At 69.2% G+C, this 19,604-nt stretch carries 19 protein-coding genes; 12 read left to right on the top strand and 7 right to left on the bottom strand.

The features are described 5' to 3' along the window. Positions 1 to 66 precede the first annotated feature (66 nt). The 6 genes from AC07OX_RS23950 to gtdA form a co-directional block, all read right to left on the bottom strand. Positions 67 to 1,428: an FAD-dependent oxidoreductase gene (locus tag AC07OX_RS23950; protein WP_062476078.1), complete on the bottom strand. Its 1,362-nt coding sequence runs from the start codon at positions 1,426 to 1,428 to the stop codon at positions 67 to 69. Continuing rightward, a complete protein-coding gene (locus AC07OX_RS23945) occupies positions 1,428 to 2,405 on the bottom strand; it encodes a Bug family tripartite tricarboxylate transporter substrate binding protein (protein ID WP_495262113.1) in 978 nt (325 codons plus the stop codon). Before AC07OX_RS23945 ends, AC07OX_RS23950 begins: the two co-directional genes overlap by 1 nt. A gap of 85 nt (positions 2,406 to 2,490) precedes the next feature. Beyond that, complete coding sequence (locus AC07OX_RS23940) at positions 2,491 to 3,471, bottom strand: Bug family tripartite tricarboxylate transporter substrate binding protein (RefSeq protein WP_495262112.1); 981 nt, start codon at positions 3,469 to 3,471, stop codon at positions 2,491 to 2,493. A 55-nt stretch (positions 3,472 to 3,526) separates the two neighbouring features. Continuing rightward, a complete protein-coding gene (locus AC07OX_RS23935; protein WP_495262111.1) occupies positions 3,527 to 4,741 on the bottom strand; it encodes a 3-hydroxybenzoate 6-monooxygenase in 1,215 nt (404 codons plus the stop codon). A gap of 16 nt (positions 4,742 to 4,757) precedes the next feature. Further along, entirely contained in the window at positions 4,758 to 5,462 is a 705-nt protein-coding gene (locus AC07OX_RS23930) for a fumarylacetoacetate hydrolase family protein (RefSeq protein WP_495262110.1), read from the bottom strand. Positions 5,463 to 5,531: 69 nt separating this feature from the next. Continuing rightward, positions 5,532 to 6,614 (bottom strand): gentisate 1,2-dioxygenase, encoded by a 1,083-nt coding sequence (gene gtdA, locus AC07OX_RS23925; RefSeq protein ID WP_495262109.1) that lies wholly within the window; start codon positions 6,612 to 6,614, stop codon positions 5,532 to 5,534. A gap of 131 nt (positions 6,615 to 6,745) precedes the next feature. On the opposite strand from gtdA, the gene AC07OX_RS23920 reads away from it, so the two are divergent. The 6 genes from AC07OX_RS23920 to AC07OX_RS23895 all read left to right on the top strand — a co-directional run bounded on the left by AC07OX_RS23920 (position 6,746) and on the right by AC07OX_RS23895 (position 10,771). Beyond that, positions 6,746 to 7,642: a LysR family transcriptional regulator gene (locus tag AC07OX_RS23920; RefSeq protein ID WP_062476092.1), complete on the top strand. Its 897-nt coding sequence runs from the start codon at positions 6,746 to 6,748 to the stop codon at positions 7,640 to 7,642. Positions 7,643 to 7,727: 85 nt separating this feature from the next. Then, complete coding sequence (locus tag AC07OX_RS23915; protein WP_062476095.1) at positions 7,728 to 8,177, top strand: acyl-CoA thioesterase; 450 nt, start codon at positions 7,728 to 7,730, stop codon at positions 8,175 to 8,177. An 88-nt stretch (positions 8,178 to 8,265) separates the two neighbouring features. Continuing rightward, positions 8,266 to 8,742: a phasin family protein gene (locus AC07OX_RS23910; protein ID WP_159273549.1), complete on the top strand. Its 477-nt coding sequence runs from the start codon at positions 8,266 to 8,268 to the stop codon at positions 8,740 to 8,742. A 126-nt stretch (positions 8,743 to 8,868) separates the two neighbouring features. Then, positions 8,869 to 9,576 (top strand): TetR/AcrR family transcriptional regulator, encoded by a 708-nt coding sequence (locus AC07OX_RS23905; protein WP_495262108.1) that lies wholly within the window; start codon positions 8,869 to 8,871, stop codon positions 9,574 to 9,576. 7 nt (positions 9,577 to 9,583) lie between these two features. Further along, positions 9,584 to 10,432: a hypothetical protein gene (locus tag AC07OX_RS23900; RefSeq protein WP_495262107.1), complete on the top strand. Its 849-nt coding sequence runs from the start codon at positions 9,584 to 9,586 to the stop codon at positions 10,430 to 10,432. 81 nt (positions 10,433 to 10,513) lie between these two features. Further along, on the top strand, positions 10,514 to 10,771 hold the full coding sequence (locus AC07OX_RS23895) for an acyl-CoA-binding protein (RefSeq protein WP_495262106.1): 258 nt from the start codon (positions 10,514 to 10,516) through the stop codon (positions 10,769 to 10,771). A gap of 4 nt (positions 10,772 to 10,775) precedes the next feature. On the opposite strand, the gene AC07OX_RS23890 is transcribed toward AC07OX_RS23895, so the two are convergent. Continuing rightward, on the bottom strand, positions 10,776 to 12,014 hold the full coding sequence (locus AC07OX_RS23890; protein ID WP_495262105.1) for a CaiB/BaiF CoA transferase family protein: 1,239 nt from the start codon (positions 12,012 to 12,014) through the stop codon (positions 10,776 to 10,778). A gap of 307 nt (positions 12,015 to 12,321) precedes the next feature. Here AC07OX_RS23890 and AC07OX_RS23885 point away from each other — a divergent pair, with 307 nt between their 5' ends. The 6 genes from AC07OX_RS23885 to AC07OX_RS23860 all read left to right on the top strand — a co-directional run bounded on the left by AC07OX_RS23885 (position 12,322) and on the right by AC07OX_RS23860 (position 19,503). Next, positions 12,322 to 13,215 (top strand): helix-turn-helix domain-containing protein, encoded by an 894-nt coding sequence (locus AC07OX_RS23885; protein WP_487848807.1) that lies wholly within the window; start codon positions 12,322 to 12,324, stop codon positions 13,213 to 13,215. Positions 13,216 to 13,336: 121 nt separating this feature from the next. Beyond that, positions 13,337 to 14,257 (top strand): ABC transporter substrate-binding protein, encoded by a 921-nt coding sequence (locus tag AC07OX_RS23880; protein WP_062476114.1) that lies wholly within the window; start codon positions 13,337 to 13,339, stop codon positions 14,255 to 14,257. A gap of 48 nt (positions 14,258 to 14,305) precedes the next feature. Next, complete coding sequence (locus tag AC07OX_RS23875; protein WP_070063445.1) at positions 14,306 to 15,823, top strand: sugar ABC transporter ATP-binding protein; 1,518 nt, start codon at positions 14,306 to 14,308, stop codon at positions 15,821 to 15,823. Continuing rightward, entirely contained in the window at positions 15,820 to 16,800 is a 981-nt protein-coding gene (locus AC07OX_RS23870; RefSeq protein ID WP_495262104.1) for an ABC transporter permease, read from the top strand. The genes AC07OX_RS23875 and AC07OX_RS23870 overlap by 4 nt, the downstream gene beginning before the upstream one ends. A gap of 43 nt (positions 16,801 to 16,843) precedes the next feature. After that, positions 16,844 to 17,980: an alcohol dehydrogenase catalytic domain-containing protein gene (locus AC07OX_RS23865; protein WP_495262103.1), complete on the top strand. Its 1,137-nt coding sequence runs from the start codon at positions 16,844 to 16,846 to the stop codon at positions 17,978 to 17,980. Continuing rightward, the gene (locus AC07OX_RS23860; RefSeq protein ID WP_495262102.1) at positions 17,977 to 19,503 is read left to right on the top strand and encodes an FGGY-family carbohydrate kinase; all 1,527 of its coding nucleotides are present in this window, start codon (positions 17,977 to 17,979) and stop codon (positions 19,501 to 19,503) included. The genes AC07OX_RS23865 and AC07OX_RS23860 overlap by 4 nt, the downstream gene beginning before the upstream one ends. Positions 19,504 to 19,604: the final 101 nt, after the last annotated feature.

The raw sequence follows: 19,604 nt of genomic DNA, 5'->3' as shown, positions 1-19,604 counted from the left end.
ATTTGCAACGCAGAAGGGGCGTGTCTGGGCGGGATGAGCGGGCATGGCGGATTCGTTCACACCTTCTCAACGGTCCAGGTCGACGCCGTCGGCCAGCAGCTTTTTCTGCAGCGCCGCCACGTCGATCGCCGCGAAGCGCCCGCTGCCCAGCGACGCCGCCGCGGTGCCCGCCGCCTGCCCCATCACGAAGCAGCCGCCGCTGGCGCGCGCGGCCGACTGGCCTTCGTGCGTCATCGAGGCGCAGCGCCCGGCCACCAGCAGGTTGTCGAGCGTCTGCGGCACCAGCATGCGCCACGGCAGGTGGTTGTAGGCGTTGGCTTCGTCGCGCGGGAAGGCCCACTCGATGCGGCCGTCGGCGTGCATTTCCATCGGCCAGGCGTTCAGGCCGATGGTGTCGTCGAAGGTGGCCGAGCCGAGGATGTCTTCGCGCCCGAGCGCATACAGGCCCTGGATGCGCCGCGTCTCGCGGATGCCGACCTGCGGCGCGATCTCCACGATGGCCGACGGCGCGAAGCCCGGCACCTCGGCCTGCAGGAACTTGAAGTACGCGGCGATCTGGCGCCGGCCTTCGAGCTCGCCGTCGCTGAGCTCGCGCGCATCGACGCCGTTCATCGCGCGGCCTTCGGCGTTGCGGATCTGCGTGACGTTGGCGCGCCATTCGCGCGGGTCCTTGTTGGGCCGCAGGATCGCGCCCTCGCGCGGAAAGCTGTACTTGCCCGGATGCTGCTGCTCGGCGCGCGCCATGAAGCCGTTGATGGCCGAGAACTCGCCCACCGCTTCCAGCGCGGCCGGCGCGTCGACCTGGCCGATGCGGAACATGGTGGTCGGGAACAGCCCGCTGCCATGGCCGTCGCCCACTTCGAAGGGCACGCCCGCGAAGGCCGCCACGTCGGCGTCGCCGCTGGCGTCGATGAAGGCATTGGCGCGGATCGCCTGGCGGCCCGATTTCGTTTCGACCACCAGCGCGGCAATGCGCGCGCCGTCGTGCAGCACCGCAGCGGCATACGCGTGGAACAGCATCTGCACGCCGGCCGCTTCGAGCAGCTGGTCGGCCGCCAGCTTGTAGGCCGAGGTGTCGTACGAGCGCACGCAGATGCGCCCGCCCATGCCGTTCTGCGGCGCGTTCATGCCGTTGAAGCCGGCGATGCGATCGATGAGGTCGTCGACCACGCCGCGCACCAGCTGCGTCATCTCGCCGCGGCGCTTGCCGTACAGGCCCGCGAAGTTGGTCACGCCGCCCGCGGTGCCCATGCCGCCGAGAAAACCGTAGCGCTCCACCAGCAGCGTGCGCGCACCGTGGCGCGCGGCGCTCACGGCGGCGGCAATGCCGGCGGGACCGCCGCCGACCACGACCACGTCGAAGTCGCCGAACACCGGCAGTGCGCGTGCCGGTTCGGTCAGGGTGTGTTGTTGCTGCGTCGTCGCCATCACTGGAGCTTGATGCCGCGGGTCGAAATGATCTTGCTCATGATCGCCGCCTCTTCCTTCACGCGCGTGCGCATGCCGTCCGGCGAGGTGCCCACGGCCTGCCAGCCTTGCTCGAAGAGCTTGCGGCGCACGTCGGGGTCTTTCATGACGATCTCGATCTCGCGGCTGATGCGTGCCTGCGCGGGCTTCGACAGGCTGGCCGGGCCGAGCAGCGCCACCCACACCTCGAGGCTGAAGTCTTTCACGCCGGCGTCGGCCAGCGGGGCGATCTCGGGCACCAGCGCGCTGCGTCCGCCCGTGAGGCCCACGGCCTTGAGCTTGCCGGCGCGGATCTGCGGCATGGCCACGCCCGGCGGGATCAGGCCCATCTGCACCTGGTCGCCCAGCATGCCGGTGACGACCTGCGGGTTGCCCTGGTAAGGCACGTGCTCGGGCTTGAAGCCGTTCACGCGGCTCTTGAGCAGTTCCATGCCCAGGTGGCCGACCGAGCCCACGCCCACCGAGCCGTAGTTCCACTTGTCGCCGGCCTGGCGCGCGGCGTCGAAGAAGGCGGTGCCCGAGGGCAGGCTGTTCTGCGCCACGAGCACCAGCGGCGCGGTGGCGATCAGCGACAGGTAGGTGAAGTCCTTCGCCGGGTCGTACGGCAGCTTGGGGTACAGCATCTTCGACGACGTGAGGTTGCCGTTGATGACGATGCCCAGCGTGTGGTCGTCGGTGGCCTTGGCCACCTGGTCGGCCGCGATGTTGCCCGAGGCGCCGGCCTTGTTGTCCACCACGACCGGCTGGCCCAGCGCGCGGGACAGCGGCTCGGCAATGGTGCGCGCCGCGATGTCGGGCGTGGAGCCGCCCGGGAAACCCACCAGCAGGCGGATCGGCTTGGTCGGCCACGCGGGGGTGTCGGCGCTGGCGGACAGCGGCAGCGCCGCGGTGGCGGCCAGGCCGCAGGCGATCAGGAGGGATCTCTTGGTGGCTTGCATGGGAAAAGACGGTTAAAAGGTAAACAAAAATGCAAAGAGAGCCAGCTTAACTGGCGCGCCGAGCCCTGGGCAAGGCGCACCCTCGTCAGTCGAGGCTGATGTTGCCCCGGCGCACCAGCTCCCCGTACACCTTCGACTTGGCCTCGGCGTTGCGCTCGATCTCCTCGGGCGACCAGGCCAGCGGCTCGAAGGCGAAGGTGTCGAAGCGCGCGCGGATGTCAGGGTCGGCAATCACCTTGGCCACGTCGGCATTGATCCTGGCCTTGACGGCGGCCGACACGCCCTTGGGTGCCAGCAGCGACACGAAGGAATTGACCTCCAGCGAAGCCGGGCCGCCGGCCTCGGCCATGGTGGGCACGTCGGGCATCTGCGGGATGCGCTTGGGCGCAGCCACGGCGATGTAGCGCAGCTTGCCGGCCTTGTAGATGCCCTGGCTCGACGGGATGCTCGCGAAGGCCCACGGCACCTCGCCGGTGCCCACGTTGGAATACAGCTGCGACACCTCGCGGTACGGCGCGTGCCGCATGCGGATGCCCGTGAGCGCTTCGAGCTGCTGCGCGCCCAGGTGGCCCGGGCTGCCGACGCCCCACGAGCCGTAGACGATGCCTTCGGGGTTGGCCTTGGCGGCGGCGATCAGGTCGCCCATGGTCTTCCACTTCGACTCGGTGGCCACGGCCACGAAGAAGGGCGTGCGGAACAGCGAGGCGACCGGGTCGAAGTGCTGCAAGGTCACGAAGTTGCGCGACTTGTACAGGTGCGGCAGCGCGGCGATGTGCTCGCTGTCGAGTTGCAGCAGCGTGTAGCCGTCGGGCGCGGCGCGGCGCGCCTGGTCGATGGCGATGAAGCCGCCGCCGCCGGGCCGGTTGTCGACCACCACGCGCTGGTTCCACAGGCGCGAGAGCTTGTCGGACACGAGCCGCAGCACCGCGTCGGGGCCGCTGCCGGCCGCGAACGGGGTGATCAGCGTCACCGGCTTGCTCGGGTAGTCGCTGCCCTGCGCCCAGGCGCCGGAGGCGGCAGTCAGGGCCAGGACGGCGGTCGTCAGCAATGCGCGCGGAAAGTTCATGGGGTGTCTCCTGGGCCTTCGGCCTCGTGGGTGGGGGTATCGCAGAAAAACCGTGTCAGCGCGGCGCGGGCGCATCGCCCAGGCAGTGCTCAGGTCGCCAGGCGTAGAGCCATTCGACCGCATCGTAGAAGCGTTCGGGCGTGCGCCCGGTCCACAGGCTGTTGCGCACGAGGCGCTCCACGCCCTGGGCGTGGTACAGGCGCCCCATCTCGCGCACCGACAGCACGACGCGCGCGCAGCGTGCGATGCGGGCCTGTTCGTAGCGCTGGAAGGCGGCGGTCATGTCGAAGTCGCAGGCCTTCACGGCCTCGCCGAGCGTCACGGCGTCTTCGAGCGCCATGCAGGCGCCCTGCGCGAGGTACTGCATCATGGGATGCGCCGCGTCGCCCAGCAGCGTGGCCGGGCCGTCGCTCCAGCGCTCGACGGGGTCGCGGTCGGCGGTGCTCCAGCGGCGCCACGAGGTCGGGCGGTCGAGCAGCTGGCGCGGGCGGGCGTCCACGCCCTCGAAGTACGACAGCACCTCTTCTTTGCTGCCGTCGGTGACGCCCCACTCTTCTGCTTCACGGCTGTGGAAGGTGACGACCAGGTTGTACTGCTCGCCATGGCGCAGCGGGTAGTGCACGAGGTGACAGTTCGGGCCGGCCCAGACCACGGGCGCGTTCCATTGCAGGTCGGCGGGCATGTCGACTGCGGGCACCACGGCGCGGTAGACCACGTGGCCCGACACGCGCGGCGCGTCGCCGATGAGCTTGGCGCGCACCACCGACTTCACGCCGTCGCAGCCGACGATGGCGTCGGCCTGGAAACGGCGGCCGTCGCGCGTGACGGCCGTGACGCCGTGCGCGCCGATGTCGATCGCCTCGACCTGTGCCGAAGTGTGGAAGCGGATCAGCGGATGCTGCTTCACGGCCTCATGGATCGCACCGTGCAGGTCGGCGCGGTGGCTCACGGCGTACGGATTGCCGAAGCGCGCGCGGAAGGCCTCGCCGACGGGCACCGAGGCCACTTCGCTGCAATCGACCGCGTCCATCATCACGAGCCGGTCGGTGAACACCGAGCTGCGGCGCACGGCCTCGCCCACGCCCAGCGCGTCGAGCGCCGCGAAGGCGTTGGGGCCGAGCTGCAGGCCGGCGCCGATCTCGCCGATGACGGCGCTCTGTTCGAGCAGGTCGATGGCCACGCCCAGGCGCGCGAGCGCGAGCGCGGCGGCCATGCCGCCGATGCCGCCGCCGACGAGCAGCACGGAGGGAGGATGCTTCGAGAGGGTCATGCGCGGGCCGGAACGCTCAGTCGATGCGAACGGTGAGCGAGGGCAGGCGCTCGATGCTGACCTTGATCGTCTGGCCCGGCTTCACCGCGCCCACGCCTTCGGGCGTGCCCGTGAAGATCAGGTCGCCAGGCTGCAGCGCGAACAGCGTCGAGAGGTTGGCGATGACTTCGTTGACCGACCAGATCAGGTGCGTGATGTCGCTGTTCTGGCGCACCTGGCCGTCGACCTCGAGCGTGATGGCGCCGGCGTTGATCTCGCCCACGTCGGCCAGCGTGCGCAGCGGCGCGATGGGGGCCGAGAAGTCGAAGGCCTTGCCGATCTCCCACGGGCGACCGGCTTCGCGCATCTTCATCTGCAGGTCGCGGCGCGTCATGTCCAGGCCCACGGCGTAGCTGTGGATGTGGCTGGCGGCCTGGTCGACCGGGATGTCCTTGCCGCCCTTGCCGATGGCGACCACCAGCTCGGCTTCGTAGTGGTAGTTGCTCGTGAGCGACGGGTACGGAATGGCACCGGTGGCGCCTTCGGCCACGGGCACGACCGAAGCGTCGTCATTCGGCTTGCAGAAGAAGAACGGCGGTTCGCGGTCGGGGTCGAAGCCCATCTCGCGCGCATGCGCCGCGTAGTTGCGGCCCACGCAGTAGACGCGGCGCACGGGGAACTGCTGGTCGGAGCCGACGATGGGCAGGCCGACGATGGAAGGGGGTGTGAAGACGAAGGACATGGAAGCTCCTGCCGCGTGGGACGGCACATCAGACAAACAAGAAGAGGAGGAAAGAAGGTCGCCGCGCTTTCAGGCGTCTTCGAGAAAGGCTTCGCGCAGGATGCCCATGGCCTGCTGCACGGGGCGGTCGGAAAAACTGAAGAGCACGGTGTCTTCGGCCGGCGAGGACAGGCGCAGCGGCGCCCACGAGGGCACGACGAAGGTGTCGCGCGGGCCGAAGTCGAAGCGCTGGCCGGCGATTTCGGCCGTGCCGTGGCCTTCGACCACGCTGTAGACGGTGCCGTCGGTGGCGCGGTGCGCCTGGCCCGCGAAGCCCTTGGGCAGCAGCTGCAGCTGGGTCGCGATGGTCGGCATCGGCGAGCCGCCCGTCAGCGGGTTGATGTAGCGCAGCTTGTGGCCGAGCCAGGCGTCGGGCGCTTCCTGCTTCTGCAATTGCGCCAGCGCCTCGCGGCTGCGCAGGTAGGGGTAGTTGAAGATCGGCGAGGTGGCCGAGGTGTGGTCGTGCCGCACCGGCACCATGTTGTGGCCGAAGCGCGCCAGGCTGTGGCCTTCGGGGCGCGCCACGTGCTGCACCTTGGCGTCGTCGTTCTCGGCGAAGCCGGCGTCGAAGAAGCGCAGCATCGGAATGTCGAGGCCGTCGAGCCACACCACCGGCTCGGTCACGCCTTCGATGCCTTCGTTGCCGTGGTCGTGCCAGGCCCACGAGGGCGTGATGATGAAGTCGCCGGGGTGCATCGTCGTGCGCTCGCCGCCCACGGTGGTGTAGGCGCCCTTGCCGTCCACGATGAAGCGCAGCGCCGACTGCACATGGCGGTGCGACGGTGCCACCTCGCCCGGCATGATGAGCTGCAGGCCGGCGTAGATCGACTGCGTGATCGACGCATTGCCGGGCAGCGCCGGGTTCTCGAGCACCAGCACGCGGCGCACGGCCTCTTCGGCGGTGATGAGGTCGGCCGACTCCATGAGCAGCGGGCGGATCTCGTCGTAGCGCCACAGCGCGGGCACGCACGGGCTCGCGGGCTCGCGCGGCACCAGCACGTGCAACGACTCCCACAGCGGCGAGAGGTTCAGCGGGCGGATGCGGGCGTAGTAGTCGCAGCGCTCGGCGGCGTTGGCCGGTGCGCTGGCGGCATGGGAAGAAGCGGGGTTCATGGGGTCGGTGTCTCCGTTGGCGGCATTGTTGACCCGCACCACTATTTCCTCAAGACCGCATGCCAATACACGGAATTCGAAATTTCGATAATGGTGTCTTTCGCCTTCAGGGCTCCGTCCCGCCCCACCCCATGTCCAAGCTCGATCTCGAATGGCTCGCCGTGTTCGACGAGGTCTACAAGACCGGCAACGTCACCAAGGCGGCCGAGCGCCTGGGCATGGCGCAGGCGGCGGCCAGCACGGCGCTGAACAAGCTGCGCGCGCACTTCGACGACCGCCTGTTCACCCGCACCGCGCAGGGCATGCAGCCCACGCCGCACGCCGAGCGCATCTACCCGAACCTGCGCGAGGCGCTGGCGCAGCTCGCGCAGGCCCAGGGCAACCGCAGCAGCTTCGAGCCGGCGCGCGCGCAGCGGCGCTTTCGCATCTGCATGACCGACATCAGCGAGGTGGTGCTGCTGCCCGGCCTGCTCGACCACCTGCGCCATGCGGCGCCGGGCGTGCACATCGAGACCGAGATCATCTCCACCCACAGCGGCCGCCGGCTGCAGGACGGCGACGTCGACCTGGCCGTGGGCTTCATGCCGCAGCTGGACGCGGGCTTCTACCAGCAGGTGCTGTTCATGCAGAACTTCGTCTGCCTGGCGGCGCAGAACCATCCGCGCATCGGTGCCAAGCTCACGCGCAAGCGCTTCGAGGAAGAGGCGCACGCGGTGGTGTCCAGCTCGGGCACGGGGCACGCCATCGTCGACACCACCATCGCGCGCCTGGGCCTCAAGCGCAACGTGGTGGTGCGGCTGTCGAGCTTCCTGAGCGTGGCGCGCATCGTGGCCCACACCGAGCTGATCGTGGTGGTGCCGCGCATCCTGGGCAACGTGCTGGCCACGCAGGAGCCGGTGAAGGTGCTGGCGCCGCCCTTCACGCTGCCGGCCTACGCCGTCAAGCAGCACTGGCACGAGCGCTTTCATGCCGACCCGGGCAACGCCTGGCTGCGCCGCACGCTGGCGCAGCTGTTCAGCGGCAGCTGAACGGCGCCGGGCAGACGCCAAAGGGCGCCCGGGCGCTCGCATAATCGCGGCTCCCCACCCACAGCCCACAGAAAAAAGGCGCCCCATGTCTTCCATCACCCTCCGATTCCTGGCCGAACCCAGCACCGTCAACTTCGGCGGCAAGGTCCACGGCGGCACGGTCATGAAGTGGATCGACGAGGCCGGCTACGCCTGCGCCACCAGCTGGGCCAAGCGCTACTGCGTCACCGCCTTCATCGGCAGCATCCGCTTTCACCGGCCGATCATGATCGGCGACCTGGTCGAGGTCGAGGCCCGCCTGGCCTACACCGGCAAGACCAGCATGAACATCTCGGTCGAGGTGCGCAGCGGCGACATGAAGGGCGGCGTGATGGAAAAGACCACCGAATGCCTGATCGTGTTCGTCTCGGTCGACTCGCACGGCCGGCCGCTGCCGGTGGAAGCCTTCGTGCCCGGCACGCCCGGCGAAATGGCGCTGGCCGAGCGCGCCAAGGCGCACCTGGACGCCAGCCGCGCCGCCGGCGGCACGCCCTGATCACGGGCGCGGGGATAGGCGGCGCGCCCTAACCACGGCGCGCCCGGGCGGCTAGAGTCGTGCGATTGCATCCCAAGGAACACATCGCATGGCCACCTCCCGAGACGACGACAGCAACGACAAGACCGACCGCATCAAGGACTCGGCCCAGCAGATCTGGCTGGCCGGCCTCGGCGCCTTCGCCAAGATGCAGCAGGAAGGCAGCAAGGCCTTCGAGGCGCTGGTCAAGGACGGCGCCGGCATGCAGAAGAAGACCCAGCAGGCCGCCGAGGAAACCCTGGCCCAGGCGCAGCAGCGCATGGCCGGCTTCGCCAGCGAATTCGGCACCAAGGCCGCGGGCCAGTGGGGCAAGCTCGAGAACATCTTCGAAGACCGCGTGGCGCGCGCGCTCGAAAAACTCGGCGTGCCCTCGGCCGCCGACGTGGCTGCGCTGCAGGCGCGCGTCGAGGCGCTCGAGGCCCAGCTCAAGCAGCGCGATGCCAAGACCTCGCCCGTGCGCGCCTCGCGCAAGGCCGCGCCGGCCCCCGCTGCCAAGAAGACCCTGCGCCGCACCAAGGCCGGCTGACATCGTTCTGTAATTGCGGCACTGCACAAAAATTCAGCGCCGCAAAACATGTCCCGCACCGTTCATGGTGCAGCGCACATGCGCTAGAGTGCCCCCAAGACCAAGAGAAACCACGGGGGCACCGACATGGCAAAGAAGGCGCCACGCCGCACTGCGCAACGCATCCTCGAAGCCGCATTGGATTTGTTCAACCGCTTCGGGGAACCGAACGTGTCGACCACGCTGGTGGCCGGCGAGTTGAATATCAGCCCCGGCAATCTCTACTACCACTACCCCGCCAAGGAAGAGCTGATCAACAAGCTCTACGAAGGCTACGAAGCCGAGCTCAACGAGCTGCTGCACGCCAGCGAAGGCGTGCATGACGTGGAGGACGCCTGGTTCTTCATGCACAGCCTGTTCGAGCTGATCTGGCGCTACCGCTTCCTGTACCGCGACCTCAACGACCTGCTGAGCAAGAACCGGCACCTGGAGACCCAGTTCCAGCTCGTGCTCAAGAACAAGGCGCGCGCCATCCGCCAGCTGATCGCCGGCCTGAGCCGCGCCGGCCACCTGGACATCGACGCGCACGAGGTCGACACGCTGGCCCAGAGCATGGTCGTCGTGCTGACCTACTGGCTCAGCTACGAGTACGTGCGCAACCCGCGCCAGGCGCTGGAGCCCGCGCACGCGCAGGGCGCGCTGATGCGCGGCGGCCACCACACGCTGCACCTGCTCGCGCCCTACCTCGCACGCGACCAGCGCCGCCACCTGCTGGCGCTGAGCAATGCCTACAACGGCGAAAGCGCCGCCAGCCACCCCAGCCCCGTGCCACCGACGGTCGATATGGCGGCCTAGAACATCCATGCCCCACTCCGATTTCAAACCGCTCTCGCTGCTGTCCGCCGGCCCTGCCGCGGCCACGGCCACCGCCGGCACCGAACCCTGGACGCCCCTTCCCTACCCCGATGTGCCCCGCTACGACGCGCGCAGCCTGCTCGCCCACTGGCAGCGCCTGCACGCCGGCCACGCGCTGCCGCCGCCTTCAGCCGACGCGCCGCTGGCCGAAGGCTGGGCGCTGTACCACAGCGGCGAGTTCGAACGCGCTGCCGCCCTCGGCCTGCGCCACGGCCCCGACGGCCTGGCGCTCGCCAACCAGGCGACCGCCATCTACGCCAACTACCTGGAGCCGCGCGAGGCCGTGCGGCTCGCCATGTTCCGCCAGGTGATCGAGCGCGCCGGCGCACAGGTCGCGGCCGAGCCGGACAACTGCCAGGCGCTGTACTGGCAGGCCTACGCGCTGGGCCGCTACAGCCAGGGCATCAGCGTGGCCCGCGCCCTGGCGCAGGGCCTGGGCACCAAGCTCAAGGGCGCGCTGGAGCACGTGATCGAACTGCAGCCGGAACACGGCGACGCGCACCTCGCGCTGGCCGCCTTCCACGCCGAGGTCATCGACAAGGTCGGCGCGCTGGTCGGGCGCATGACCTACGGCGTGCGCGCCGAAACCTCGATCGAGCTGTTCGAGCGCGGGCTGACGCTGCACCCGCAGTCGGCGGCCGGGATGATGGAGTACGCGCGTGCGCTGCTGATGCTGCACGGCGAGTCGCGCCTCGGCGAGGCGAACGGGCTGTACGAGAAGGCGGCGGCGCTGACGCCGGCGGATGCGCGGGAGCGGTTGGATGTGGAGTTGGCGCGCGCCGGCCTGACGGACTGAAGGGCCCGGATGCTCACGATTGGTACCACTTGGTACCAATCCATTTAAGATGCGCGGTTTCTGACCTTCTTCCCGACCGCCATGTCCGACCTCAACGCCCAATTCGAAGCCGCCCAGGCCAACTCCAAGCTGCTGGCCGAGCGCCCCAACAACCCGACGCTGCTGAAGATCTACGCCCTGTTCAAGCAGGCGACCGAAGGCGACAACACCGCCAAGAAGCCCAGCTTCAGCGACATCGTCGCGCGCGCCAAGTGGGACGCGTGGACCGCCCAGAAGGGCGCCACGGCCGACGAGGCCAAGCAGAAGTACATCGACCTGATCGAATCCCTCCGAGGCTGACCGATCAGCCGACGATCCCGCGTTCCTGCAGCGCGGCGATCTGCCCGGCGCTCAATCCGATCTCCTCCAGCACCGCCTGCGTGTCCGCCCCCAGCGCCGGCGCATTGCGCCGGTGGCCGGCCGGCGTGAGCGACAGCTTGGGCACGAAGCCCGGCACCGCGAGCGCGCTGCCGTCGGGCATCTTCACCTCTTGCAGCATGCCGCGCGCGGCGTAGTGCGGGTCGGCCGCGATGTCGGCGATGGTGTAGATGCGCCCAGCCGGCACGTGCGCCGCATCGAGCGCGGCCAGCACCTCGGTCACCGTGCGCTGCGCGGCCCAGTCGCCGATGGCGGCGTCGAGCATCCCGACCTGCGTCACGCGCCCGGTGTTGCCGGCCAGCGCCGGGTCGGCCGCGAGGTCCGGCCGGCCGATGCAGGCCATGAGCCGCTTGAAGATGCTGTCGCCGTTGCCCGCGACGATGGCGTAGCCGCCATCCGCGCAGCGGTAGGCGTTGGTGGGCGCAATGCCCGGCAGCGCGCTGCCGGCGGCCTCGCGCACTGCGCCGAATTCGGCGTACTCGGGCAGCAGGCTTTCCATGCAGTTGAAGACCGCCTCGTACAGCGCGACGTCGACCACCTGGCCCCGGCCCTTGGGGAATTCGGCGCTCACGGTGGCGTGGCGGTGCTGCATGGCCATCAGCACGCCGATCACGCCGTGCAGCGAGGCCAGCGTGTCGCCGATCGACACGCCCACGCGCACCGGCACGCGGCCCGGTTCGCCCGTGAGGTGACGCAGCCCGCCCATGGCCTCGGCCACCACGCCGAAGCCGGGCCGGTCGCGGTAGGGGCCGGTCTGGCCGTAGCCGCTGATGCGCAGCATCACGAGCGCGGGGTTGGCGGCCAGCAGCTCGTCGGGCCCCAGGCCCCAGCCTTCCATCGCGCCGGGGCGAAAGTTCTCGACCAGCACGTCGGCCTCGGCCGCGAGCTGGCGCACGATGGCCTGCGCCTCGGGCTGGCGCAGGTCCAGCGCCAGCGAGCGCTTGTTGCGCGACTGCACCTGCCACCAGACGGAGGTGCCGTCCTTCAGCAGCCGCCAGGTGCGCAGCGGATCGCCCGCGCCGGGCGGCTCGATCTTGACCACGTCGGCGCCGAAGTCGGCCAGCGTGCGCGCCGCGAAGGGGCCGGCGATCAGTTGCCCGAGTTCGACGACCTTGAGGCCGGCCAGCGGACCCGCGGCCGGAAGGGAAAGAGAGCTTTGCGTCATGGTTTGGGAGTGTGCCGTGCCGCCCCGCACACCGGGTCGGGCCGGGAAAACACCTATGAAATCTTGACACGGCACGACGTGCCTCTTTTGCACTGCAGCAATTGCACTCCCGCACGCGCCACGCCCCGAGGAGAAAGGGGTTTGCTGCAGTGCAGCGAGTCGCCTCACCCCTCGCTACCGGGCAGGGCCGAGACTCAAAAAAGTATCAGTTACGAACACCAACGCTGGTTGTTGGCGTCCGGAGCGATTCGTACAGTCCGCCTCACCCCCAACCCGGGGCCACACCACAGAGGAAAGACCGCCGGCCATGCAACCCGATCTGGAAATCGTCGAAGTCCAAGGTGACGAATCGTTCACCGCCTGGGCGCACGGCTATCCGTATCGCACGGTGCGCTGGCACTTCCACCCCGAGTACGAGATCCAGCTGATCGTCGAGACCCAGGGCGTGTACTTCGTGGGCGACCACGTCGGCCACTTCGAGCCGGGCAACCTCGTGTTCATGGGCCCCGACCTGCCGCACAACTGGATCAGCGACGTGCCCGCCGGCCAGAGCGTCGAGCGCCGCGGCATCGTGATCCAGTTCCCGGCCGCGCTGGTGCGCAACATGGCGGCCACCTTCCCCGAGTTCCGCCGCATCGAGCCGCTGCTGGCCGAGTCGGCCTCCGGCCTGCTCTTCTCGGCCGCCACCGCCGCTGCGGCCAAGCCGATCATGGAAGGGCTGCTCGAGGCGCGCGGGCTGCGCCGCGTGGTGCTGCTGCTGTCGCTGTTCGAACTGCTGGTGGCCAGCGACGACCGCCAGCGGCTGGCCAGCCCCGCGTTCACGCCCGACCCCAAGGCCTTCATGTCGCACGCGATCAACAACGTGCTGGCCCACATCGCCGCCAACCTGGGCGACGAGCTGCGCGAGCCGATGCTGGCCGAGCTGGTGGGCCAGAGCCCGAGCGCGTTCTCGCGGTCGTTCCGCAAGCACACGGGGCAGTCGTTCGTGCGCTACGTGAACCGGCTGCGCATCGGCCGCGCCTGCGAACTGCTCGCCAACAGCGACAAGCCCGTGCTCGACGTCTGCATGGACGTGGGCTTCAACAACGTGTCGAACTTCAACCGGCAGTTCCTGCTGCACAAGCGCATGCCGCCGACCAAGTTCCGCCATTTCCATCGCATGCAGCTCGCTGCATCGCGCGCCGCCAACAGCCCGCCGTAGCGCGCCGCCCCCGTGTTCCCCGCGTCCTTCCTGGCGCGGCGCCTTGCGCGCCGCGCGGGGCGACCCTTTGCCCGCGTTTTTTTGCAGACCGTCACACAACCAACCTCAAGGAGACAACCCAATGAAGAGCCTTCTCAAAGCCACCGCCCTCGTCGCCGCCCTCGCCTGCGGCACCACCGCCGCACTGGCACAGGCGCCCAAGCAGCCGCTGCGCATCGGCATGACCTTCCAGGAACTGAACAACCCCTACTTCGTGACGATGAAGCAGGCCCTGGAAGAAGCCGCCGCCAGCATCGGCGCCACCGTGGTCACCACCGATGCGCGCCACGACGTGGCCAAGCAGATCGGCGACGTGGAAGACATGATCCAGAAGAAGATCGACATCCTGCTGCTGAACCCGACCGACTCGGCCGGCGTGCAGTCCGCGGTGCGCTCGGCCAAGAAGGCCGGCGTGATCGTGGTGGCGGTCGACGCCAACGCGCAGGGCCCGGTCGATTCGTTCGTGGGCTCCAAGAACCTCGACGCCGGCCGCCTGGCCTGCGAGTACCTCGCGAAGAACATCGGCGAGAAGGGCGACGTGGCCATCCTCGACGGCATCCCGGTCGTGCCGATCCTGGAGCGCGTGAAGGGCTGCCGCGAAGCGCTGGCCAAGTACCCCGGCATCAAGGTCGTGAGCACGCAGAACGGCAAGCAGGAGCGCGCCACCGCGCTCACCGTGACCGAGAACATCCTGCAGGCCAACAAGAACCTCAAGGGCGTGTTCAGCGTGAACGACGGCGGCTCGATGGGCGCCCTCGCCGCCATCGAAGCCAGCGGCAAGGACGTGAAGCTCACCAGCGTGGACGGCGCGCCCGAAGCCATCAAGGCGATGCAGAAGGCGGGCTCGAAGTTCATCGCGACCACCGCGCAGTACCCGCGCGACCAGATCCGCCTGGCCATCGGCATCGCACTGGCGAAGAAGTGGGGCGCCAACGTGCCCGCGGCCGTGCCGGTCGACGTGAAGCTCATCGACGCCGAAGGCGCCAAGACCTTCAGCTGGTAAGCCCCACAGGCACCGCCCGTGACCGTCACGTACGAACCACCCCGGGAGATGCTGCGGCTGGAAGGCGTGTCCAAGCGCTTCCCGGGCGTGAAGGCCCTGTCGAACATCGACCTCTCGGTGCGCCAGGGCGAGGTGCACGCGCTGCTCGGCGAGAACGGCGCGGGCAAGTCGACGCTGATGAAGATCCTCGGCGGCATCCACCAGGCCGACGAGGGCCGCATCGTCATCGACGGCACCGAGTGCCACTTCGCCGGCTACGGCGACGCCATCGCGGCGGGCATCGGCATCATCTTCCAGGAGTTCAGCCTGGTGCCGTACTTGAACGCGGTGGAGAACATCTTCCTGGGCCGCTACCGCACGAACCGCTTCGGCCTCATGGACCAGGCGGCGATGCAGCGCGAGGCCCGCGCGGTGTTCGACGAACTGGGCGTGCAGATCGACCTCGGCGTGCCGATCTGCCAGCTCTCGGTGGCCCAGCAGCAGTTCGTCGAGATCGGCAAGGCGCTGTCGCTGAAGGCACGGCTGCTGGTGCTCGACGAACCCACCGCCACGCTCACGCCCAACGAGGCCGAGCACCTGTTCAAGGTGATGCGCGCGCTGCGTGCCAAGGGCGTGGCGATGATCTTCATCTCGCACCACCTCGATGAAATCTTCGAGGTCTGCGACCGCATCAGCGTGCTGCGCGACGGCGCCAACGCCGGGCACGCCGACGTGGCCGCCACGACCGTGGACGCGCTGGTCGAGATGATGGTGGGCCGGCGCATCGAACAGAGCTTTCCGCCCAAGCCGCAGCCCGCACCGAACGGCCGCAAGGTGCTCGAGGTGCCCGAGATCCAGCTCGTGAAGGACGGCCCGGTCAATCGCTTCGACCTGCACGCGGGCGAGATCCTCGGCTTCGCGGGGCTGGTGGGGTCGGGCCGCACCGAACTCGCGCTGGGCATGATGGGCGCCGACCGCGCGCACCGCAAGACGGTGCTGCGCAACGGCCAGCGCGTGCGCCTGGACGACCCGACGCAGGCGCTCGCGCACGGCATCGGCCTGCTGCCCGAAAGCCGCAAGGTCGAAGGGCTGATCACCGACTTCACGATCCGCTTCAACATCTCGTTGAACAACCTCGGGCGGCACCGCCGCGCGGGCGTGGTCGACACGGCCTCTGAAAAGCGCACAGCCGGCGAACTCTCGCGCCGCGTGGGCGTGAAGGCACCGGGCATCGACACCCGCGTGGCCACGCTGTCGGGCGGCAACCAGCAGAAGGTGGTGATCGCGCGCTGGCTCGGCCACGACTGCGACGTGCTGATCTTCGACGAGCCCACGCGCGGCATCGACGTGGGCGCCAAGGCCGAGATCTACCAGCTGATGCGCGAACTCACGCGCCAGGGCAAGTCGATCCTGATGATCTCCAGCGAGCTGCCCGAGATCGTCGGCCTGTGCGACCGCGTCGCGGTGTTCTCGGGCGGCGCCATCGTGGCCACGCTCACGGGCGACGCGATCAACGCGGGCGAAATCATGCGCCACGCGACATCGTCTTCTCCCTCCCTTCCCTCTTCCTCCGGGAGCCCCTCATGACCGCCACCACCACCCATCCCACGCCGCCCGTGCCCGCGGGCGGGTTCTTCACGCAGCTGCGCCGCTCGACGGCCTTCCTGCCGCTGGTCGGCCTGGTCGCGATCTCGGTCTTCATGATCGTGGCGACCGACAACTTTCTCTCGGTGAGCAACCTGCAGAACATCGCGCTGCAGTCGTCCATCAACGCGATCATCGCGGTGGGCATGACGGCCGCGATCCTCACGGGCGGCATCGACCTCTCGGTGGGCGCGGTGGTGGCGCTGTCGGGCACGCTGGCCTCGGGGCTGATGGTGCACTTCGGCCTGCCGCCCGTGCTCGCCGTGCCGCTCGGGCTCGGCGTGGGTGCGGTGATCGGCCTGTTCAACGGCTACTGCGTGGCCTACCTGCGCATGCCGCCGATCATCGTGACGCTGGCCACCATGGGCATCGCGCGCGGCATCGCCCTGATCTACACCGGCGGCTACCCGATCGACGGGCTGCCCGAGTCGTTCGCCTTCCTCGGCAGCGGCACGCTCGCGGGCCTGAAGGTGCCGATCCTCATCATGCTGGCGACCTACCTCGTGGCCTACGTGCTGCTCAACATGGCGCCCTTCGGCCGCTATGTGTACGCCATCGGCGGCAACGAGGAAGCCACGCGGCTGTCGGGCGTGCGCGTGTCGCGCTACAAGCTGCTGGTGTATGTGCTCAGCGGCCTCACGGCCGCCATCGCAGGCATCGTGCAGGCCGCGCGCGTCACCAGCGGCCAGCCCGGCGTGGGCGTGGGCTTCGAGCTCGACGCCATCGCGGCGGTGGTGATGGGCGGCACGTCCATCGCCGGTGGCCGCGGCGCCATCGTGGGCACGCTGGTCGGCGCGCTGCTGCTGGCCGTGCTCAACAACGGTCTCAACATGATCGGCGTGTCGCCGTACCTGCAACTGATCATCAAGGGCGGCATCGTCTTGCTCGCCATCTTCATCAGCCGTGAGGCCCGTCGCTGATCTCTTCCCCACTTCTCCGTACCTCCCTCGACTCAAGGAATCCATGTCGTATCAAAAGCTCCAACCCGGCGCCACGGGCGCCATCGGCGAACTCGCCGCCATGCAGGCCGTCGTGTGCCACGGCCCGAAGGACTACCGGCTCGAAACCGTCGCGATGCCCACCATCGGCCCGAACGAACTGCTCATTTCCATCGCGGCCTGCGGCATCTGCGCCTCCGACTGCAAGTGCCACTCGGGCGCGAAGATGTTCTGGGGCGGCGACGGCCAGCCCTCGTGGGTCAAGGCGCCGGTCATTCCCGGCCATGAGTTCTTCGGCTATGTCGAGGCGCTGGGCGAAGGCGCGGCGGAGCACTTCGGCGTGGAGAAAGGCGACCGCGTGATCGCCGAGCAGATCGTGCCCTGCGGCAAGTGCCGTTTCTGCACCTCGGGCAAATACTGGATGTGCGAGGTGCACCACATCTTCGGCTTCCAGCGCGTCGTGGCCGATGGCGGCATGGCCGACTACATGCGCCTGCCGCCGACCTCGCGCGTGCACAAGATCCCCGACGGCATCTCACTGGAAGACGCGGCCATCATCGAGCCGCTGGCCTGTGCGATCCACACCGTGAACCGCGGCGAGCTCCAGCTCGACGACGTGGTGGTGATCGCCGGCGCCGGCCCGCTGGGACTGATGATGACGCAGGTGGCAGCACTCAAGACACCGAAGAAGCTCATCGTGATCGACCTCGTTCCCGAGCGCCTGGCACTCGCGAAGCAGTACGGCGCCGACGTGGTCATCAACCCGAAGACCGAGAACGCCGATGCCATCGTCAAGGGCCTCACCGAAGGCTACGGCTGCGACGTGTACATCGAGACCACCGGCGCGCCCATCGGCGTGACGCAGGGCCTGGACATGATCCGCAAGCTCGGCCGCTTCGTGGAGTTCAGCGTGTTCGGCTCGGAGACGAGCGCGGACTGGTCGATCATCGGCGACCGCAAGGAGCTCGACGTGCGCGGCGCGCACCTGGGCCCGTATTGCTACCCGGTCGCCATCGACCTGCTGGCGCGCGGGCTCGTCACCTCGAAGGGCATCGTGACGCACGACTTTCCGCTGACCGAATGGGAGCACGCCTTCGCGCTGGCCAACTCGCTCGACTCGATCAAGGTGCTGCTGAAGCCGCAGCCCCGCGCCGGGTCATGAAGTACGTCATCGGCGTCGACATTGGCACGCAGAGCACCAAGTGCCTGCTGGTCGGCATCGACGGCAAGGTGCACGCGCAGGCGAGCGTGGCCTACCAGCCCGAGACGCCGAAGCCGCTGTGGGCGCAGCAGGACTGCGAGGTCTGGTTCGACGCCGTGCGCGAGAGCGTGCGTGCCTGCGTGGCGCAAAGCGGCGTCGCGGCCACCGACATCGCCGCGCTGTGCGTGAGCAGCCTCTACGGCGGCGCGGGCATCCCGGTCGACGAGGCCATGCGCCCGCTGCACCCCTGCCTCATCTGGATGGACCGCCGCGCCACCGCCGAAGTCGATGCAGTGAACGCAACGGTCGACGTGGCGCGGCTGCAGGCCATCACGGGCAACGGCGTCGACAGCTACTACGGCTTCACCAAGATGCTGTGGCTGCGCGAGCACCGGCCCGAGGTGTGGGCGAAGACGCACCACTTCCTGCCGCCCAACAGCTACATCAACTGGCGGCTGACGGGCCAGCTCGCGGTCGACCACAGCTCGGCCGGCAACATCGGCGGCGTGTACGACGCGGCGCGGCGGCGCTGGTCGGCGCAGGCGCTCGACATGCTCGGCATTCCGGCGCGCATGATGCCGCCGCGGCTCGTCGAATCGAGCGAGGTGGTGGGCCACCTGAGCGCCGAGTGGGCCACGCAGCTGGGCCTGCGCGAAGGCATGCCGCTGATGGCCGGCGGCGTCGATGCGGCGGTGGCCACCTTCTGTGCGGGCGTCACCGGCAGCGGCGACCATGTCGCGATGATCGGCACCAGCATGTGCTGGGGCTTCGTGAGCCCGACGGTGGACGCGCGCCACCAGCTCATCACCATGCCGCACGTGTACCGCGGCGCGGACCGCAGCTACGTGTTCGGCGGCGCAATCACGGCCGGCGCAGCCGTCACCTGGTTTCGCGAAACCTTCTGCCAGGCCGAAGTGGCAGAGGCCGCGCGCACCGGCGAAGACGCGCACGCCCTCATCGAACGCCGCGCGGTCGACGTGCCGCCCGGCGCCGACGGCCTCGTCTTCCTGCCCTACCTGATGGGCGAGCGCAGCCCGATCTGGGACGCGCAGGCCAAGGGCGCCTTCCTCGGCCTCTCGCTCGCGCACAGCCGCGCCCACCTGTACCGCGCCGTGCTCGAAGGCGTGAGCTTCGCGCTGCAGCACAACATCGAAGCCGGCCGGCGCAGCGGCCAGCCGCTGGACGACCGCCTGATCGTGGTCGGCGGCGCCGCGCATTCCGACCTGTGGATGCAGATCGTGGCCGACGTCACGGGCTACCGCGTGTTCACGATCGAGGAAGAGGTCGAAGCCGCCCTCGGCGCGGCGATGCTCGCGGCGCTCGGTGCCGGGCTGGTCGACGCGGCCACCGCCGAACGCGGCTGGGTCACGCTGGTAGAGCGCGCGCGGCCCGAGCCGGCGGCGCAGGCGGTCTACCGGGAGCGCTTCGAGATCTACACCTCGCTGTACCCGGCGTTGCGTGATGCGATGCATCGGTTGGGATGACGCACGCACTGTCCAGGGCGACGCTCCCGCCGACGCGGTACCTTGCTCCGCGAATGTCCCCCGGGGCTTCGCCCCTCCTCCTTGATTTCGCTGCGCAAGGC

It is taken from the genome of Variovorax sp. GW821-FHT09D07, from assembly GCF_059416345.1.
The sequence above is the reverse complement of the archived record's forward strand: the minus strand, read 5'-3'. Positions and strand labels throughout refer to the sequence as shown.

What these genes read in the sequence shown, in the direction of transcription:
- AC07OX_RS23875 (WP_070063445.1), top strand. Translation starts at nt 14,306, where the DNA reads ATGCTGCGGCTGGAAGGCGTGTCCAAGCGCTTCCCGGGCGTGAAGGCC.
- gtdA (WP_495262109.1), bottom strand. Translation starts at nt 6,614, where the DNA reads ATGAACCCCGCTTCTTCCCATGCCGCCAGCGCACCGGCCAACGCCGCC.
- AC07OX_RS23905 (WP_495262108.1), top strand. Translation starts at nt 8,869, where the DNA reads ATGGCAAAGAAGGCGCCACGCCGCACTGCGCAACGCATCCTCGAAGCC.
- AC07OX_RS23920 (WP_062476092.1), top strand. Translation starts at nt 6,746, where the DNA reads ATGTCCAAGCTCGATCTCGAATGGCTCGCCGTGTTCGACGAGGTCTAC.
- AC07OX_RS23880 (WP_062476114.1), top strand. Translation starts at nt 13,337, where the DNA reads ATGAAGAGCCTTCTCAAAGCCACCGCCCTCGTCGCCGCCCTCGCCTGC.
- AC07OX_RS23910 (WP_159273549.1), top strand. Translation starts at nt 8,266, where the DNA reads ATGGCCACCTCCCGAGACGACGACAGCAACGACAAGACCGACCGCATC.
- AC07OX_RS23860 (WP_495262102.1), top strand. Translation starts at nt 17,977, where the DNA reads ATGAAGTACGTCATCGGCGTCGACATTGGCACGCAGAGCACCAAGTGC.
- AC07OX_RS23940 (WP_495262112.1), bottom strand. Translation starts at nt 3,471, where the DNA reads ATGAACTTTCCGCGCGCATTGCTGACGACCGCCGTCCTGGCCCTGACT.
- AC07OX_RS23900 (WP_495262107.1), top strand. Translation starts at nt 9,584, where the DNA reads ATGCCCCACTCCGATTTCAAACCGCTCTCGCTGCTGTCCGCCGGCCCT.
- AC07OX_RS23865 (WP_495262103.1), top strand. Translation starts at nt 16,844, where the DNA reads ATGTCGTATCAAAAGCTCCAACCCGGCGCCACGGGCGCCATCGGCGAA.
- AC07OX_RS23930 (WP_495262110.1), bottom strand. Translation starts at nt 5,462, where the DNA reads ATGTCCTTCGTCTTCACACCCCCTTCCATCGTCGGCCTGCCCATCGTC.
- AC07OX_RS23935 (WP_495262111.1), bottom strand. Translation starts at nt 4,741, where the DNA reads ATGACCCTCTCGAAGCATCCTCCCTCCGTGCTGCTCGTCGGCGGCGGC.
- AC07OX_RS23945 (WP_495262113.1), bottom strand. Translation starts at nt 2,405, where the DNA reads ATGCAAGCCACCAAGAGATCCCTCCTGATCGCCTGCGGCCTGGCCGCC.
- AC07OX_RS23895 (WP_495262106.1), top strand. Translation starts at nt 10,514, where the DNA reads ATGTCCGACCTCAACGCCCAATTCGAAGCCGCCCAGGCCAACTCCAAG.
- AC07OX_RS23915 (WP_062476095.1), top strand. Translation starts at nt 7,728, where the DNA reads ATGTCTTCCATCACCCTCCGATTCCTGGCCGAACCCAGCACCGTCAAC.
- AC07OX_RS23885 (WP_487848807.1), top strand. Translation starts at nt 12,322, where the DNA reads ATGCAACCCGATCTGGAAATCGTCGAAGTCCAAGGTGACGAATCGTTC.
- AC07OX_RS23890 (WP_495262105.1), bottom strand. Translation starts at nt 12,014, where the DNA reads ATGACGCAAAGCTCTCTTTCCCTTCCGGCCGCGGGTCCGCTGGCCGGC.
- AC07OX_RS23870 (WP_495262104.1), top strand. Translation starts at nt 15,820, where the DNA reads ATGACCGCCACCACCACCCATCCCACGCCGCCCGTGCCCGCGGGCGGG.
- AC07OX_RS23950 (WP_062476078.1), bottom strand. Translation starts at nt 1,428, where the DNA reads ATGGCGACGACGCAGCAACAACACACCCTGACCGAACCGGCACGCGCA.